We start from the raw sequence: 16,173 nt of genomic DNA on the forward strand, positions 1-16,173 counted from the left end.
AGCCAGGCAACAGAAGTTGCTCTGACACGCCGGCCGCCGCACCGCCCCCCGCGCGGGTGATCGCTGCGGCCGGAGTTGACGAGGCGGGCCCGCCTTAGCACGAACTCGACTTTCCAGGGCGGGACTTGGCCAAGAATCCCTTCACATGAGCGAATCCCGGGCGGGTTCCCGGTATCGACGGGGCGAGGCGAGAAGCCTGGTGCCGGGACGGCGCCGACGATTGTTGCCACTGGTGTGCGAGATGTCCGGCATGTCCGGCACGGCGGTACAAGTCAGCTCTACAGCAGTATTTCTGAGTTTCGATCAGGAATGTCCTGAACTTGGCTATGCTGCAGCACCACGTCACCGGCGCCGGACGCCGCCCCGTCCCCGTATCCCGCACCGTTCCGATCGTTGGAGGATGCCGAATGCTTCGAGCTGGATCATCACCCGCCAGACGGCCCGCCGCGCCGTTGCTCGGCTGGCTGCTCCCCACCGCCGTGATGGCGGCCGCCGTGGGGATCGCCGAGGCGGTGGTGACCGCCGGGGCCCGGGCCGCGGTGCTCTGGTGCGGAGCGACCGGCACCGTGCTGGTGGCGGTGGTGGCCGCCGAGTCGGCCCGTCGGGGGCGGGCACTGGCCGCGGCCCGGGAGCAGCACGCCCGTCAGGTCGGCGAGTTGCAGCAGCGGCTGGCCGGCCAGGAGGCCGAGGCGGTGCTGCTCGCGCGGGAGGGGCTGGCCCGGCTGGTGGCCGGCGCGCGGTACGGCACGGACAGCGACACCCTGCTCCGGCCGTACCGGAAGCCGGACTCCCCGATCGGCCCGAAGTTCCGCGGCGCACTGGAGTCCGTGGCCCGCGGCGTCATCACCGCCGTCGACGACGAGGTGAGCCGGCGCGACTCCGCCGAGCGCGCCTTCGTCAACATCGCCCGCCGGGTGCAGGCGATCATCCACCGCCAGGCCAAGGACCTGCGCGAGATGGAGGACCGGCACGGCAACGACCCGGCGGTCTTCGACGACCTGCTGCGCCTGGACCACGGCAACGCCCTCACCGGCCGCCTCGCCGACAGCATCGCCGTGCTCTCCGGCGCCCGGCCCGGCCGCCAGTGGACCAGGCCCGTCGCCCTGTACAGCGTGCTGCGCGGCGGCATGTCGCGCATCCTGGAGTACCAGCGCGTCGACCTGCACCCGGTGGCCCAGGTGTCGGTGATCGGCCCGGCCGTCGAGCCCCTGATCCACGCCGTCGCCGAACTGCTCGACAACGCCACCCGGTACTCCCCGCCGCACACCCACGTGCACCTGAGCGCCGCCGAGGTGCAGAGCGGCATAGCGATCGAGATCGAGGACGGCGGCCTCGGCCTCACCGACGAGGCCAGGCTCCGCGCCGAACGCAGCCTGCGCGAGGCCCAGGTCTCCAAGGACCTCGACGACCTGACGGAGTCCCCGCGGCTCGGCTTCGCGGTGGTCGGCCGGCTCTGCCAGGCGTACGGCTTCCAGATCTCGCTCCGCCGCTCGGCCTACGGCGGCGTGCGGATCGTCCTGGTGGTGCCGCAGGAGCTGGTCACCACCGCGCCGCCGACCGGGCGCGCACACGGCATCGGCGCGTTCTCCGGCCCCCGGCCGCTGCCCGCCAACCCGCCCAGGCCGGCCGCCCCGGAACGGCCCTGGGGAGCGCGGACGACGGTGGCCGGCGCCCCCGGGCCGTCCTTCGGCACCGCCGACCCGTGGGCTCCGAGCGGCTCGTCCGGGCCCGGATCCGGACCGGGCGCGGGGTCCGGCCACGGGGACGACGAGGTCGTGGTGACCGAGCGCACCGCCAACGGGCTGCCGCAGCGCCGGCGCCGGCCGCCCACCACCCGGGCGGCCTTCCCCGGCCCGGCCCGCACCACCGGGCAGCCCGTCGGCCCGACCGCGGGGCCGGCCGCGGGCCCCGCCCACCCGGCGGCGCGCCCCGTCAAGGAGCCGGTGCAGCCCGGCCTCTGGCTGGAGGCGTTCACCGAGGGGATCAACGGCAACGGACCGTCCGCCGGTCCGGCCGGTCAGACCACCGAACAGACGGCAGCGAAAGGCGAGCAGTGATTCCGCACCGCAGCAACATGGACTGGATCCTCCGGGATCTGGCACACAGCGTCCCGTGCGTCCGCCACATCGTCGTGCTGTCCGGCGACGGCCTCCGGATCGCCCAGCACGGCACCGACCCGGACACCGCCGACCGCCTCGCCGCCGCCTGCGCCGGACTGCAGAGCCTCGCCGGCGCGGTGGGGCAGGAGTTCCCGCACGGCGACGGCTCGATGCGGCTGGTGGTGATCGAGGTGGACGGCGGGTTCTTCTACCTGATGGCCGCCGCCTCCCGCGCCTACCTCGCCGTGCTCGCCGACGAGGGCGTCGACGCCGGGCTGGTCGGCCAGCAGATGCGCGACCTGGTGGCCCGGATCGGCGAGCACCTGGCCGCTCCCCCGCGCAACCCCGAGGCGGTCGCGTGAGGCGGCCGGACCGCGGCCCGCGCCCGGCGGGCCGCCGCCGCCCGGCCCCCGACCACCCCCGGACGGGCCCATGAACGACGACCCCGGGACGCGCACATGAACGAGCACAGTGAGGCGGGCACATGACGGCGGCCGACCAGGGCGACTGGGACGGCCCCGACCCCGAACGCCTGTACGTGATCACCCGCGGCCGAAGCGGCCCGTCCGGACCGGGCGTCTTCGACCTGGTCACCCTGATCGTCTCCCGCGCGGAGCCGACGCCCACCATGCAGCCGGAGCACGCGGCCATCCTGCGGCTGTGCCGCTCGCCGCTGTCGGTGGCGGAGGTCTCCGCCTACCTGGAGCTGCCCACCAGCGTGGTCACCGTGCTGCTGGCCGACCTGCTCGACGACGGGCGGATCGAGGCCCGCGCCGCCGTGCCCGCGGCCGAACTCCCCGACCGTGCCCTGTTGGAGGCGGTGATCCATGGACTTCAGAGGCTCTGACACGGTGGCCGGACCGGCGACGGCCGACCTGCTGCCGGACTCCGTCACGATGGCGGTCAAGGTGGTGATCGTGGGCGGCTTCGGCGTCGGCAAGACGACGCTGGTCGGCTCGGTCAGCGAGATCCGCCCGCTGACCACCGAGGAGACGATGACCCAGGCCGGGGTCGGCGTGGACGACCCGACCGGGGTCGAGCGCAAGAACTCCACCACCGTGGCGATGGACTTCGGCCGGATCAGCATCAGCGACAAGCTCGTCCTCTACGTCTTCGGCACCCCCGGGCAGGAGCGGTTCTGGTTCCTCTGGAACGGCCTGTTCGAGGGCGCCCTGGGCGCCGTGGTGCTGGTGGACACCCGCCGGCTCGAGGTCAGCTTCGAGGTGATCGGGCGCCTGGAGGACCGCGGCGTGCCCTTCGTGGTGGCCGTCAACGGCTTCCCGGAGGCCCCCTCGTACCCCCTCGACGAACTGCGGGGGGCCCTCGACCTGCCGCCCGAGGTGCCGATCATCGCCTGCGACGCGCGCAGCCGGGAGTCCGGCCGGGACACCCTGATGACCCTGATGCGCCACCTGTACGAACTCGCCGCCCCGCGCGCCCGGTGAGCCCGTGACCACCCTTCCCGACCCGAACCACCCCGGAGACCCCGTGACCACCCCGCTCCCCGACGACGCCGCCCCGACCCCGCCGCCCGGCTGCCCCGCCCACGCGCACGCCGTCGAACCGCTCGGCCCCGGCGGCGTGCGGCGCCTGTACGGGCCGGAGGCCGAGGCCGACCCGGCGGGGCTGTACGAGAAGCTGCGCGCCGAGCACGGCGAGGTCGCCCCCGTGCTGCTGCACGGCGACTTCCCGGCCTGGCTGATCCTGGGCCACGGCGCGAACATCACCGTGATGCGCTCGCCGTCCCTGTTCTCCCGGGACTCCCGCCTCTGGTCGTGCTTCCGCGACGGCGAGGTCCCGCCGACGTCCCCGCTGATGCCGGTGATCGCCTGGCAGCCGCTGTGCGTCTTCGCGGACGGCGAGGAACACCGGCGGCTGCGCGGTGCCGTCCTGGACGGCCTGAACCGCTTCGACCGGCGCGGGGTGCGCCGGCACGTCCGGCGGTTCACCACCGACCTGGTCCAGGTCGTCGGACCGACCGGCCGGGCCGAGCTGATCACCCAGTTCGCCGAGCACCTGCCGATGCTCGTGATGACCAAGCTGCTCGGCATGCCCGACGAGTACGGCCCGCAGCTGGTGGACGCCGCCCGGGACCTCATGAAGGGCACCGAGACGGCCATCGCCAGCAACGACTACGTGGTGGCGAGCCTGCAGCGGACGATCGAGGCCAAGCGCGCGGAGCCCGGCACCGACCTGACCAGCTACCTGCTCGAGCACCCGGCCGGGCTGACCGAGCAGGAGGTGATGGAGCACCTGCGGGTGGTGCTGCTCGCCGCCAACGAGACGACCGTCAACCTGATCGCCGACTCGCTGAAGATGGTGCTCACCGACCCGCGCTTCCGCGCCCACCTCTCCGGCGGCCAGATGACCCTCGGCGAGGCGCTCGACCAGGTGCTCTGGGACTCCCCTCCGATGTCCCTGGTGGCGGGGCGCTGGGCGACGGCCGACACCGAGCTCGGCGGGCAGCGGATCCGGGCCGGGGACATGCTGCTGCTCGGCCTGGCGGCCGGCAACGTCGACCCGGTGGTCCGGCCCGACCCGACCACCCCGCTCTACGGCAACCGCTCCCACCTGTCCTTCGGTGCCGGGCCGCACGAGTGCCCCGGTCAGGACATCGGGCGCAACGTCGCCGAGGTCGGGATCGACATCCTGCTCACCCTCCTGCCCGACCTGCGGCTGGCCGTCGACGAGGCGGAGCTGTCCTGGAGCTCGGCCTGGATCTCCCGCCACCTGACCGCGCTGCCGGTGGAGTTCACCCCGCGCGAGATCGAGCCGGACCCGGAGTCGGTGGCGGCCGCCGAGGAGGCGGCCCAGGCCGCGGCGCAGGCAGCCCGGGTGGAGGCGCAGGCGGCGAGGGCCGCGAAGGCGGCGGCCGGCGCCGCGGTCACCTCGCCGGAGTCTCCCGCGGCGGGGCCGTCCGGGCCGGGGGCGGCCCCCGCCGCGGCCGCTCCTCCTGCCGCGGTGTCGGTTCCCCGGCAGCGGCGCAACTGGTGGAGCGTGCTGACCGGGGTGTTCCGGCGCTGAGCCCCGGCTCGGCGGTGGTCCCGGCCCTCGGGTGGTCCCGGGCCGCACCCGCGTTCGTCGCGGGTGCGGCCCGGGAGCGGCACGACCTCGGACCGGGGCCGGCACGGCCTCAGGCCGGGTGGCCGTCGGTGCGGTGGCGGCGGAGGGTGAAGGTGTCGACCGGGGTGAGCTCGGCGTGCGGACCGTCGAAGGTGTAGTAGGTGACCCGCATCGTGGTGAGGCCGCCGCGCCGGTCCCCCGGGTCGACCTCGAAGGCCGCGAAGCCGTGGGTGTGCGTGCGGTCCTGGAAGGCGGCCCACGGCGCGTCCTCGGTGACCCAGATCGACTCGCGGTAGGGCGCGGGCGGGCGCGGCGCGTCCTCCAGGGCGACGACCACCCGGCCCCTGGGCTGCTCGAAGAGGTCGTCCTGGGTGGTGGCGGCGTTGCCGCCGGCCCCGATGATCATGTGCACGGTGCCGCGGTCGGTGTCGGCCGTGCGCAGGTCGGTGCCGGTGGGCACCGGGGTGCGGGTGTCGTTGGGGAGGGTGCCGCGGACGGGGTGCGAGCGCTCGTAGTAGTGCTCGTGCCCGCTGACCACCAGGTCGACTCCGTAGGCGTCGAACAGCGGCCCCCAGGCCTCGCGGATCCCGAGGTCGCTGCCGCTGCCGTGCCGGGAGCTGGAGATCATCGGGTGGTGCATGCAGACGACGATCCAGTCGATCGAGCGGTTGCTCCGGGCGGCGCGCAACTCCCGTTCCAGCCAGCGCTGCTGGGCTCCGCCCGAGTAGCCGCGCAGATAGGTGTCGCCGCTGTTCTGGATCGCCACGTCGTCGTTGGCGAGGCTGATGACGCGCACGGAGCCGGCGGTGAAGGCGTACCACATGCCCCGGGTCTCCTCGTCGGAGGAGGCCGAGGAGTCGGGCAGTGAGAAGTAGGTCTGGTAGCCGAGCGCGCCGATCGGGCCGTTGCCGCCCTCGTTCTCGTGGTTGCCCACGCAGGGCATCCAGGGGCGCAGGCGGGTGGAGCGGCTGTTGCTGATGAACCAGTCGGCCCAGGTCGCGGTGCGGCTCTGGCCGTGCCGCCCGCTGTAGGAGGCGTAGCAGAGGTCGCCGTTGACCAGGTTGAACAGCGGACCGACCCGCTCCACGGCGGTGACGATGTCGGCGGAGTGCGCGGTGCCGACCTGGCTGCTGGTGAAGACCGGGTACGTGCCGAGCGGTGAGGGCACGCCGTCCGGGAAGACCACCTGGCGGCGGAGGTTCGGGGTGGCCTGGTCGCCGAAGCTGGTGAAGGTGAGGGGGACGCGGCCGCGCGGGGCGGTGGTGAAGGAGCCCGTCTCGGGGCTCGCGCCGTCGTGCCCGGCGGTGTAGAGGTAGGTGGTGCCCGGGCGCAGGCCGGTGAGCCGGGCGTGGTGGACGTACACCTCGTCCTTGGAGAGGGCGTCCCGGTAGGTGCGGGTCTCGGCCTCGACGACCCGGCCGAGTCCGCCGTCGGGCGAGCCGATCCGCACCTGGGGGCGTCGGACGGACTGCGGGGTGATCCAGGAGACGGTCATCTCGGCGGCCGGGTCGGTGCCGAACTGCAGGTGGAGGCCGCTCACGCTGGGCGCCCCGAGCCGGTGCGGCGTGGACTGGAGCAGCGGGCTCGTGGCCGGCCCGTCCTGCGGGTCCGCGGCCGCGGCCGGCTGCGCGGCGGCGGCGCCCGTGACCAGCGCGGCGCCGGCCGCCGACGTGCCCTTGAGGAGGGACCTGCGTGCGATCGTCATGGAACTCCGCCTGCCGCGTGGGGGTGTCGGACCCGGAGCACTGTACCGACATGTGCATGTCGGGACGATCGATTTGACGGATCGTCACGCCGGCCCCGCAGGGCCGCGCACCACCGCGCACACCCGGCCCGGGGCTCGGTCCGTACCCCTGGCTGTGTCAACAGTGGTGACATAGGCTCCACGCCATGACCGAACGCGTAGTCCCCGAGCCCCAGCGACGGCGCCGCCGCCCCACCAAGCAGGGCGTGGTCCTCTCCCGGGAGCTCATCGTCGAGACGGCACTGCGGCTCGTCGGCCAGCACGGCGCCGAGGCGCTCACCGTCCGCCGGCTCGGGGCCGCCCTCGGCGCCGACCCGAGCGCCGTCTACCGCTACTTCCGCAGCACCGACGACCTGCTGCTGGCGCTCGCCGACGAACTCATCGGCCGCGCCCAGCAGGGCTGGAAGGCCACCGGCGACTGGCGCGCCGACCTGCGCGCCATCGGTCTGCGCATCCACGCCGCCTACCAGGCCCACCCGCAGGCCGCCCTGCTCGCCGCCCACCGCACCACCGGCCGCGCCCACGAGATCGCCGCCGTCGAGGCCATCATCGGCACGCTGCGCCGGGCCGGCTTCCCCGACCCGGAGGCCGTGCGGATCTACCACGCCTTCGTCGACCAGAGCCTGGGCTTCGCGGCCCTCGACGCGGCCGCGCTGGCCCTGCCGCCCGCCGCCCAGAGCGCCGACCTGCGGGTCTGGCAGGCCTCCTACGCCCGGCTCGACGCCACCACCCACCCGCACATCGCGGCCACCGCCGATCTGCTGACCGCCGACATGCACCGCAGCGGCTACCCGTTCGCCCTCGAGCTCCTCCTCGACGCCGCCGCCCTCCGCCTCCCGGCCACCCCCTGAACCGCGCTCCGGCCCGGGGGCGGCGACGGCCGGCCGGTACCGCGCCGGGCGTGCGTCGGCCCCGACGGACGCGAGGTCCGCCGGGGCCGGGCGCAGGGGGGTCGGCCCGTCACGGGCCGGGTGGGGAGGCGACTCAGGGGCAGTGCTTCCAGGCCAGGTGGTAGATGGTGTTGATGTCGCCGTCGGTCGAGTCCATGGTCATGAAGCTGGTGGTGCGGGTCGGGTCCGAGCTGCCGGCGGCTACCCGCAGTTCGGTGTTGATGTTGAAGTTGCGCTGCTCGCCGCAGGGGGCGTAGACGAGGGCGGCGACGTCGACGGTGTCGGTGGCCTGCCAGCTGTCGTCCGTCGGGCCCCGGAAGGAGTGGTTCTGGGAGGTGGTCTGGGCCTGCCCCTGGAAGTAGTAGTTGGCGCGCTGGGTACCGGTGGCGCCCGGCTCCAGGTGGGCGAAGCCCCGGTAGTCGGCGGAGGCGATCGCGTAGGTGAAGCCCTGCGGCACGTGCACGCGCAGGTTGAGCTGACAGTTCTTCCGGAAGTCGGTGGGCTTGGACCCGACGCCGACCTGGGCCAGGTAGCTGCTGTAGGTCACGGTGAAGGCGGTGTTGTCGGGCGATACGGCGACGGCGGTCGTGCCGACCGGGCAGCCGGAGCCGTTGACGGTGGCGACGTCGATGACGATGCGGTCCGGAGGAGTGGGCAGCGAGTCGACCCCGAAGGCCGGTGAGGTGAGGAGTGTTGCGACGATTCCGGTGGTTGCCAGGGCACGGAGCAGCATGGGCTTCCCCTTCGGTCGTCCACGGGGCCGGGGCCGGCGCGGTGCCGGTCCGGGCGCGACCCCGGATTTGACATGCATATGTCAGCACACCTGCCCGCCCGTGTACAGGGGGTGACCCAGCGTAGCGGAAGGCGTCGGCGGCGTGGGACTGCGCTCCCCCCGGGTGACCTGCGGGCGTGGGTCCGGCGGTGCGTCCACGATCGCTCGCATAGTCGAAGCGTCAGTCCTATCGTCCGATCGTGAGATGAGCCGAGGATGTCGCTGCCCCACCGCCGGACCGCCACCGCGGCCCTCGCCCTGCTCCTCGCCCTCCCGGGGTGCGGCGCACCGGACACCGCCCCGCCACCCGCCCCGGCCACCGGCACCGCGGCGGCGCCCTCCCCCACTCCCGCCGGACCACGGCCGTTCACCCTGCTCGCCACCGGCGACGTCCTGCCGCACACCGAGATCATCCAGCAGGCCAAGGAGGACGCCGGCGGCAACGGCTACGACTTCACCGCCATGCTCGCGGGCGTCGAACCGCTCGTCCGCGCCGCCGACCTCGCGATCTGCCACATGGAGACGGTCTACGGCGCCGACGGCGGGCCGTTCACCGGCTACCCCGCCTTCAAGACCCCGCCGCAGATCGCCCGGGCGCTCCGGGACGCCGGCTACGCCGCCTGCGACACCGCGTCCAACCACACGCTCGACGACGGGCCGAACGGCATCCGGCGCACCCTCGACGCCATGGACGCCGTCGGCCTGGCCCACACCGGCTCCGCCCGGACGGCCGAGGAGGCCGGCCGGCCCGCACTGCTGCACGCCGGCGGCGCCACCGTCGCCCACCTCGCCTACACCTACGGCACCAACGGCATCCCGCTGCCCGCGGGCGAGCCCTGGGCGGTCAACCTGATCGACCGGGACCGCATCCTCGCCGACGCGCGCGCCGCCCGGGCCGCCGGCGCCGACCTGGTGGTGGTCAGCGTCCACTGGGGCACCGAGTGGCAGGACGCCCCGAACGAGCAACAGCTCACCCTCGCCAAGGAGCTGGCCACCGGGCAGGGCCCCGGACGGCCCGACGTCGACCTGATCCTCGGCACCCACGCCCACATCCCGCAGGCCTACGAGAAGATCGGCGACACCTGGACCGTCTACGGGATGGGCGACCAGCTCGCCGGACACATGTTCACCTACGACGGCGCCGAGGACCCGCGCGGCAACTGGAGCTCCATGGCCCGCTTCACCGTCAACCCGCCCGCCGGGCCGGGGCTGCGCTGGACGGTCGGCCGCGCCGAGTTCGTCCCGCAGATCACCGACCTCGGGCCGCCGTACCGGGTGCGCGACCTCCGCGAGGCGATCCGCAGCCACCCCGAACGCGCCGACTGGGCCCGGGCCCTGGACCACATCCGCTCGGTGGTGCTCAGCCGCGGAGCGGGCGCGGCGGGGCTCACCATGGCTCCGTGAGCGACCCGCCCGGGCGGCGCCCGCTCCGCGGCCGGGTCGGCCGGGACGGTCCTACGGCTTGCGGCCGAGCCCCGCGTAGCAGGCGACCTCGTCGTCGGCGAGCGCCGGGCCGTCGCCGAGCTCCGGGTGCCAGCGGTTGACCAGCGCGACGCCGGGCTCGTCCAGCTCCAGACCGGTGAAGAAGCGCTCCACGGAGGCGCGCGGGCGCAGGTGGTTCTCTATCCCCGCGGCCGAGTAGCGGCGCGACCCCACCCCCACCCGCTCGGGCATCGTGTCGGCGGTGCCGGCGGTCAGCGCGAGGAAGCTGCCGGAGGGCAGCGCGTCCAGCAGCTTGCGGACGGGCGGGTGCGCGGCCTCGTCGGAGAGGAAGTGCACGATGTTGATCAGCGTCAGCGCGATCGGCTGGTCGAAGTCCAGGGTGGCGGCCACCGCCGGGTCGCCGAGGAACCTGCCGGGCTCGCGCAGGTCCCCCTCGACGTAGGCGGTACGGCCCTCGGGGCTGCTGGTGAGCAGCGCGCGCGAGTGGGCCAGCACGATCGGGTCGTTGTCGACGTAGACCACCCGGCAGGACGGGTCGACGGCCTGGACGACCTCGTGCAGGTTGGGCGCGATGGGGATGCCGGTGCCGACGTCCAGGAACTGGCGGACGCCGTGCACCTCGGCCAGCCGGCGGACCATCCGGTGCATCACGGCGCGGGCCGCGGCGGTGGCGGCACGCGAGCCCGGCCACTCGGAGAGGATGCCGTCGCCGACCGCGCGGTCCACCGGGAAGTTGGTCTTCCCGCCCAGCAGGTAGTCGTAGACCCGGGCCGGGTGGGCGCGGTCGGTGTGCAGGTCGACCTGCGGCGGCGCCTCCTCGAACCGGGTCCCGCTCAGCCAGTCGTCCGGTCCGTTGCTCTCCATGCCCTGCCCTCCCAGTACTTCGTCCGCTGCCCACTCAACCACAGAACATGATCGAACGTCAGCCGCTTTCGGACGGCACTTGACCGTCGAGTGACTGAACACCCGGTTCCCCCACGGCGGCAGCGAAGGACGGCACCCGCAGCGCGGTGACCAGACCGAGCGCCGGGCCGGCCGTGCAGAGGGTCACGTAGCCGGGGATCAGACCCAGGTGGTGGTGGTCGCGCAGCCACTCGGCGAGCAGCGGGAACGTCCCGCCGAACGCGGCGATCGTGGTCGCGTTGACCACGCCGAGGCCGAGCGCCCTGACCTCGGTGGGGAAGAGCAGCCCGGTGAAGACGTTGAGCGTGCCCAGCACGGTGGCCACCAGCATCCCCAGCAGCACCGCGACGGCCTGGAACGGCAGCCAGCCCTGGCGCAGCGCGGTGAGCAGCAGCGGCACCAGCAGCACCGGCAGGGCGAAGCCCACCCGGGCGACCGGCAGCAGGCCGATCCGGTCGGCGGCCGCGCCGGTGAGCAGCATGGTGGCCAGCACCACCGCGAGCACCACCGTCATGAAGGAGGTCGCCTCCTCCTTGTCGACCACCCCGTAGGCGGCCGCGTACTGCGGCAGGTAGACCAGGGCGAAGTAGTAACCGACCGTCCCGCCCAGGGTGTTGAGGAAGACGGTGAGCACCGCCCGGCGGTGGTCGCGGAGCACCCGCGCGAACGGCGGGGGCCCGGCCGGCCCCCGGGCCCGGCCCCGGTCGGCCTGTCCCCGCTCCCTGCGGGCCCGGTGGAACTCCGCGCTCTCCGGGGCCGCCCGGCGCACCCAGACCGCGGCCAGCCCGAGCAGCGCCGCGACCACGAACGCCCAGCGCCAACCGCCGTGGGTGACACCGTCCTTGCCGAGGGTGTGCAGCAGCAGCGCGAGCACGCCGTAGGAGAGCAGCGAGCCCAGGATGATCCCGCCGTAGGACACCGAGCTGAAGGCGAAGCGGTGCCGGGGCGGGGCCGTCTCGGTCACGTACGCGGCGACGCTGGGCGCCTCCCCGCCGAAGGCCAGGCCCTGCACCACCCGGGCCGCGACGGCCAGGACGGCCGCCCAGGCGCCGATCGACCGCTGGTCCGGCACCACGGCGATGCCGAGACTGGCCGCGGCGATCACCGACATCCCGAGGGTGAGCGCGAAGCGCCGCCCCCGGGTGTCGCTGAGCCGCCCGATCAGGTACGAGCCGACCGGCCGGGCGACGAAGCCGACCGCGAAGCCCGCGTAGGCGCCGAGCAGCCCGCCGAGTCCGCCCTTGCCGTGGCCGAAGAGGTCCGCCGCGAAGTACGGGGCGAGGACGGCGTAGACGTTCCAGTCGAAGGACTCGACCACCGAGCCGACCGTCGCTGCGGCCAACTCCCTTCGCCGCCGCCCGGTTTCGGGGCCCTCGCCCGACGGGATGGTTCCGGTCCGATCTGTCATGGCCCCAGCATGGCAGCCGCGCCGCTCCCGTGGGGCCGGATCCGGCCCGCCCCGCGCGGGGCGGTTCGGGCGGGCCCGCGGAGCCGCCGGCGCTTCGGACACGACGTACCGATGTGACGCGTGTGACGGTGCGGTGATATCTGTGTGCGGTGCATTCGACGATCACCGGGATATCCCGGCGCGCCCTGCCCGCCCTCATCGCCGCCGCCCTGCTGGCCGGCTGCAGCGGCGGCGGCGCGACCACCGCGACGCCCACCGCCACCACGGCCGGCGCCACCCCCGCCCAGAGCACCACCCCGGCGCCCGCCCCGACGCCCACGGTCAAGCCGACCGGCGCCGACGACCCGGCGCTCAAGCCGTTCTACGGCCAGCAGATCGCCTGGGCGCCGTGCCCGGACGACCCGGCGACCGAGAAGGTCGACGAGTCCGTCGAGCAGTGCGCCACCCTCAAGGTCCCGCTCGACTACGGCCACCCGGCCGCCGACACCCTCGACGTCGCCGTCGTCCGCAACCCCGCCGCCAAGCCCGACCAGCGGGTCGGCTCCCTGCTGGTCAACCCCGGCGGCCCGGGCGGCTCCGGAGTGCGGATGGTCAAGGGCGACCCCAAGGGCTTCGACGGCCCCCTGCACGACCGGTTCGACGTCATCGGCTTCGACCCGCGCGGCGTCGGCGGCACCGACCCGCTCAAGTGCCTCGACGACCAGGCCAGGGACGGCTGGGTCACCACCGACGAGCCGGGCGCCGACCACGGCAAGTAGCTCGCCGACGCCTGCCAGGCCAAGTACGCGAAGGTCCTGCCCTTCGTCAGCACCCGCGACACCGCCCGCGACATGGACGTGCTGCGCGCCGCCGTCGGCGACCGGAAGCTCAACTACCTCGGCATGTCCTACGGCACCTACCTCGGCTCGCTCTACGCCGAGGAGTTCCCCGACCGGGTCGGCCGGCTCGTCCTGGACGGCGCCACCTCCCCGTCAGCCACCCTGGTGCAGCACAACATCGAGCAGCAGGCCGGCTTCGAACGCGCCCTCAAGGCCTTCGCCGCCGACTGCGCCGGCAAGGACCCGTGCCCGCTCGGCAAGAACGCCGACAAGGCACCCCAGAAGCTCGCCGACTTCCTCGACGGCCTCAAGGACAAGCCGCTCACCACCGCCAAGGGCCGCACCGTCACCGCCACCGCGGCCTGGACCGGCGTGATCAGCCGGCTCTACGGCGGCGAGCAGGCCTGGGCCGACCTGCGCAACGTCCTGGGCTGGGCCATGGTGCGCGGCAAGGGCGACTACCTACTCGACCTCGCCGACGGCTACAACGGCCGCGACAAGGACGGCCACTTCGGCGCCTCCGCGGACGCCTACACCGCCATCCACTGTGCCGACGGCGCCACCGACGCGCCCACCGGCGAGCAGCTCCAGGCCGCGCTCACCGACCTCGCCGCCAAGGCCCCGCTGGTCAGCAAGCACGACCCGACGGCCGCGCTGTTCGACCCGGACTGCCGGATCTGGCCGTTCCGCGCGACCGAGAAGCCGCACGTCATCAAGTCCACCGCCGCCGCGCCCATCGTCGTGGTCGGCACCACCGGCGACCCGGCCACCCCGTACGCCTGGGCCGAGAAGCTGACCTCCGAGCTCGGCAACGCCGTCCTGCTCACCCGCGACGGCGAGGGGCACACCGCCTACGGCGCCAGCTCCTGCATCCGCGGCGCCGTCGACACCTTCCTGGTGGACGGCACCGTCCCGGCCGCCGGGACGCACTGCGCGACGGACTGACACCGCACGGCTCCCCGGCCCCGCCGCCCGCCCCGGAAACCCCGGGCCTGGGCCGCGGGGCCTTCCGCCACCGCGCCGGGCGCCCCACCGGCTCCCGGACGACTCAGCGCCCGCGGTCCCCCACCGCCGGTTCGAGCAGCGACAGCGTCCGCTGCCGCGCGTCGCCCCGGGTCAGCACACCGAGCTGCCCGGGTGGTGGACGAAGCGGTAGGTCTCGCGGTCGAGTTCGGTGACTTCCACGCCGATCGCGGCGGGGACGGTGACGCGGGCCCGGACGGCGGCGAGCACCCGGGCCGTCAGTTCGGCGCGCTGTGCGGCGCTGCGGCCGGCCAGGATCTTGATCTCCACCAGCACGACCGCGTGCCCGCCCGTCCCGTCGCCGACGGAGGTGTGCCCGGCCGGGCGGAAGAGGGTCTTGCAGTCGGCGACGGTGGTGTCGATCACCTCGGTGATCAGCCGGTGGACCTCCTGCGCGAAGGCCTCGCGGTCGAGGTCGAGACCGGCCGAGTGGTCGACCAGGATCTGTGGCACGGGTGCTCCCGGGGGGCGGAGCCCACGACGGGCTCGGTCGGAGGGTACGGCGGCGCCCGGACCGGTCGGGACCGGTCCGGGCGCCGCGGTGACGCTACCGCGCGCCGCCGCCGGGCCGAACGGCGGGGCTCACGGTGCGGTGTGACACGGCATCGACGGCTGTCAGGGGGCGTCCGTACCGGCCCCCGGCCCTGCGGACCAGGGGCTCGCCCGACGTCAGCCGACCGAGGTGCCACCGGTCCGCGCCTCGGCCTGCGGCCCGGCCGCGGCCCCTCGGGCGCCGAGCGCCAGGCGCAGGCCGCCGGCGATCAGCAGCAGACCGCCGTAGGCGCCGATCTCGATCTGCAGCAGCGGCGAGGGGTGGTAGGCGAGGACGTTGGAGAACCAGGGCAGCGTGGCCAGGAACGCGCCGGCGACGGCCGCGGGCGCCGACCGGAGCCGGGCCAGCGAGACCAGGATCACCACGGCCATCACGATGACGGGCCACGGCGTGCGGTCGGAGGGGACGATCCCCGGCACCCCCAGGCTCCAGGCCACCGGTGGCAGCACGATCCCGGCCGCCGTGGCCAGCATGGCCCACTGACTGCGGCGCGAGGTCGGCGGCAGGTCGGGCGGGGCGCTCAGCAGCAGGAGGGAGACCAGCGCCAGGAACGGGATCCGCGCCGGTGCGAACGACGGGCCCAGGGCGATCGCCGTCACCAGGAGGGACAGCGTGCTGCCGACGAGCGCCAACGGCCTCGCCCAGGTCCAGCGTCCGGCGACGGCGCAGAGCAGGCCGAGTGCGGGCAGCGCGTTGAGGACGAGGCCGTAGGGCCACAGCGCGCGCGACTCGGGGGTGAAGATGGTCGGGACGAGGCCGAGCACGGCCGAGGCCGCGGCGCCGACCAGCGCGTACGGTGCGGCGACGGCCAGCGCCCTGCCCGCGGCGGTGGTGGACGAGATCCCCAGCCGGATGCGGACCGCGTGCCCGAACAGGTCGAGGTTCTCCCTCGCCCGCGCGACCCGGCCGACGGCCTCGGCCCGGGCCTCCCCGTGCAGGGCCGCGATCTCCTCGCCGTGCTGCTGCCAGTACCCGGCGGGGTAGACGCGCAGCAGGCCGCGGGGGGCCGGCGGCGCCGGCTCGGAGGGTCCGGTCACCGCCGGGCCCGGTCGTCCCGGCTCTCCGGGCCCGGCCGGGGGCACGGCGGGGTGGTGTGGGTTCACGCGAAGGAGTCCTTCCAGGTCGGCGTGACGGGGTTGGCCAGGCGGCGTTCGACTTCCGCGGCGGCGGCGCGAAGTCGCTCGGCCTCTTCGACGAGCACCGCCCGCCCCTGCCCGGTCAGGCGGTAGCTGCGGCGGAGCCTGCCCGCGACGGTCTCCTCGCCGTGCACCTCGATGAGGCCTTCCAGGACCAGGCGTTCCAGGGCGCTGTAGAGCGTGCCGGTGCGCAGGCGCACCCGCCCCCGGGAGACCGCGAGGACTTCCTGGACGATGGCGTACCCGTGCCGCGGCCGGTCGGCCAGCACCGTCAGCATGAGCAGGGTCGGTTCCTGCAGTGCTCGCTGCGTCATGACCCGA

16 protein-coding genes are annotated in these 16,173 nt (G+C 74.5%); 9 read left to right on the forward strand and 7 right to left on the reverse strand.

Features of this window, described 5'->3' with window-relative positions; all coding sequences use genetic code 11:
• The first annotated feature begins 407 nt into the window (after positions 1-407).
• From ACFYUY_RS28090 to ACFYUY_RS28110, 5 genes are all read left to right on the forward strand, one after another.
• Entirely contained in the window at positions 408-2,057 is a 1,650-nt protein-coding gene (locus ACFYUY_RS28090; protein ID WP_387904715.1) for a sensor histidine kinase, read from the forward strand.
• A 17-nt stretch (positions 2,058-2,074) separates the two neighbouring features.
• Positions 2,075-2,461: a roadblock/LC7 domain-containing protein gene (locus tag ACFYUY_RS28095; protein WP_360215529.1), complete on the forward strand. Its 387-nt coding sequence runs from the start codon at positions 2,075-2,077 to the stop codon at positions 2,459-2,461.
• A 122-nt stretch (positions 2,462-2,583) separates the two neighbouring features.
• Positions 2,584-2,946 (forward strand): DUF742 domain-containing protein, encoded by a 363-nt coding sequence (locus ACFYUY_RS28100; RefSeq protein ID WP_360215532.1) that lies wholly within the window; start codon positions 2,584-2,586, stop codon positions 2,944-2,946.
• A complete protein-coding gene (locus tag ACFYUY_RS28105) occupies positions 2,927-3,544 on the forward strand; it encodes an ATP/GTP-binding protein (RefSeq protein WP_360215535.1) in 618 nt (205 codons plus the stop codon). The genes ACFYUY_RS28100 and ACFYUY_RS28105 overlap by 20 nt, the downstream gene beginning before the upstream one ends.
• Before the next feature lie 43 nt (positions 3,545-3,587).
• Complete coding sequence (locus ACFYUY_RS28110; protein ID WP_387904718.1) at positions 3,588-5,123, forward strand: cytochrome P450; 1,536 nt, start codon at positions 3,588-3,590, stop codon at positions 5,121-5,123.
• 109 nt (positions 5,124-5,232) lie between these two features.
• On the opposite strand, the gene ACFYUY_RS28115 is transcribed toward ACFYUY_RS28110, so the two are convergent.
• Positions 5,233-6,867 carry a purple acid phosphatase family protein gene (locus ACFYUY_RS28115; RefSeq protein WP_387904721.1) on the reverse strand — a complete coding sequence of 545 codons (1,635 nt, stop codon included), beginning with the start codon at positions 6,865-6,867 and terminating at the stop codon, positions 5,233-5,235.
• A gap of 185 nt (positions 6,868-7,052) precedes the next feature.
• On the opposite strand from ACFYUY_RS28115, the gene ACFYUY_RS28120 reads away from it, so the two are divergent.
• Positions 7,053-7,757 carry a TetR/AcrR family transcriptional regulator gene (locus tag ACFYUY_RS28120; RefSeq protein ID WP_387904723.1) on the forward strand — a complete coding sequence of 235 codons (705 nt, stop codon included), beginning with the start codon at positions 7,053-7,055 and terminating at the stop codon, positions 7,755-7,757.
• A 133-nt stretch (positions 7,758-7,890) separates the two neighbouring features.
• On the opposite strand, the gene ACFYUY_RS28125 is transcribed toward ACFYUY_RS28120, so the two are convergent.
• Entirely contained in the window at positions 7,891-8,529 is a 639-nt protein-coding gene (locus ACFYUY_RS28125) for a DUF4360 domain-containing protein (RefSeq protein ID WP_360215547.1), read from the reverse strand.
• Positions 8,530-8,784: 255 nt separating this feature from the next.
• On the opposite strand from ACFYUY_RS28125, the gene ACFYUY_RS28130 reads away from it, so the two are divergent.
• On the forward strand, positions 8,785-9,972 hold the full coding sequence (locus tag ACFYUY_RS28130; protein WP_387904726.1) for a CapA family protein: 1,188 nt from the start codon (positions 8,785-8,787) through the stop codon (positions 9,970-9,972).
• 51 nt (positions 9,973-10,023) lie between these two features.
• Here ACFYUY_RS28130 and ACFYUY_RS28135 read toward each other — a convergent pair whose 3' ends face one another.
• Positions 10,024-10,875, reverse strand: coding sequence for an SAM-dependent methyltransferase (locus ACFYUY_RS28135; protein WP_360215553.1), 852 nt, complete (start codon positions 10,873-10,875; stop codon positions 10,024-10,026).
• 58 nt (positions 10,876-10,933) lie between these two features.
• Entirely contained in the window at positions 10,934-12,256 is a 1,323-nt protein-coding gene (locus tag ACFYUY_RS28140; RefSeq protein WP_387904730.1) for an MFS transporter, read from the reverse strand.
• A 215-nt stretch (positions 12,257-12,471) separates the two neighbouring features.
• On the opposite strand from ACFYUY_RS28140, the gene ACFYUY_RS28145 reads away from it, so the two are divergent.
• A complete protein-coding gene (locus ACFYUY_RS28145; protein ID WP_387904733.1) occupies positions 12,472-13,080 on the forward strand; it encodes a hypothetical protein in 609 nt (202 codons plus the stop codon).
• A gap of 36 nt (positions 13,081-13,116) precedes the next feature.
• Positions 13,117-14,085 (forward strand): alpha/beta hydrolase, encoded by a 969-nt coding sequence (locus ACFYUY_RS28150; RefSeq protein WP_387904789.1) that lies wholly within the window; start codon positions 13,117-13,119, stop codon positions 14,083-14,085.
• A gap of 171 nt (positions 14,086-14,256) precedes the next feature.
• Here the strand turns inward: ACFYUY_RS28150 and ACFYUY_RS28155 are convergent, their stop codons facing one another.
• The 3 genes from ACFYUY_RS28155 to ACFYUY_RS28165 form a co-directional block, all read right to left on the reverse strand.
• Positions 14,257-14,616, reverse strand: a complete 360-nt coding sequence (locus tag ACFYUY_RS28155) for a 5-carboxymethyl-2-hydroxymuconate Delta-isomerase (protein WP_387904735.1) — start codon at positions 14,614-14,616, stop codon at positions 14,257-14,259.
• A gap of 216 nt (positions 14,617-14,832) precedes the next feature.
• Entirely contained in the window at positions 14,833-15,753 is a 921-nt protein-coding gene (locus ACFYUY_RS28160) for a hypothetical protein (protein ID WP_387904738.1), read from the reverse strand.
• A gap of 62 nt (positions 15,754-15,815) precedes the next feature.
• On the reverse strand, positions 15,816-16,166 hold the full coding sequence (locus ACFYUY_RS28165; protein ID WP_360215568.1) for a PadR family transcriptional regulator: 351 nt from the start codon (positions 16,164-16,166) through the stop codon (positions 15,816-15,818).
• Positions 16,167-16,173 lie beyond the last annotated feature (7 nt).

The organism is Kitasatospora sp. NPDC004745, assembly GCF_042873275.1.
Taxonomy (GTDB): domain Bacteria; phylum Actinomycetota; class Actinomycetes; order Streptomycetales; family Streptomycetaceae; genus Kitasatospora.

Excerpts from the sequence above, each read along its gene's own strand:
- ACFYUY_RS28135 (WP_360215553.1), bottom strand. The coding sequence starts at position 10,875 with ATGGAGAGCAACGGACCGGACGACTGGCTGAGCGGGACCCGGTTCGAG.
- ACFYUY_RS28130 (WP_387904726.1), top strand. The coding sequence starts at position 8,785 with ATGTCGCTGCCCCACCGCCGGACCGCCACCGCGGCCCTCGCCCTGCTC.
- ACFYUY_RS28100 (WP_360215532.1), top strand. The coding sequence starts at position 2,584 with ATGACGGCGGCCGACCAGGGCGACTGGGACGGCCCCGACCCCGAACGC.
- ACFYUY_RS28165 (WP_360215568.1), bottom strand. The coding sequence starts at position 16,166 with ATGACGCAGCGAGCACTGCAGGAACCGACCCTGCTCATGCTGACGGTG.
- ACFYUY_RS28090 (WP_387904715.1), top strand. The coding sequence starts at position 408 with ATGCTTCGAGCTGGATCATCACCCGCCAGACGGCCCGCCGCGCCGTTG.
- ACFYUY_RS28095 (WP_360215529.1), top strand. The coding sequence starts at position 2,075 with ATGGACTGGATCCTCCGGGATCTGGCACACAGCGTCCCGTGCGTCCGC.
- ACFYUY_RS28105 (WP_360215535.1), top strand. The coding sequence starts at position 2,927 with ATGGACTTCAGAGGCTCTGACACGGTGGCCGGACCGGCGACGGCCGAC.
- ACFYUY_RS28125 (WP_360215547.1), bottom strand. The coding sequence starts at position 8,529 with ATGCTGCTCCGTGCCCTGGCAACCACCGGAATCGTCGCAACACTCCTC.
- ACFYUY_RS28120 (WP_387904723.1), top strand. The coding sequence starts at position 7,053 with ATGACCGAACGCGTAGTCCCCGAGCCCCAGCGACGGCGCCGCCGCCCC.
- ACFYUY_RS28115 (WP_387904721.1), bottom strand. The coding sequence starts at position 6,867 with ATGACGATCGCACGCAGGTCCCTCCTCAAGGGCACGTCGGCGGCCGGC.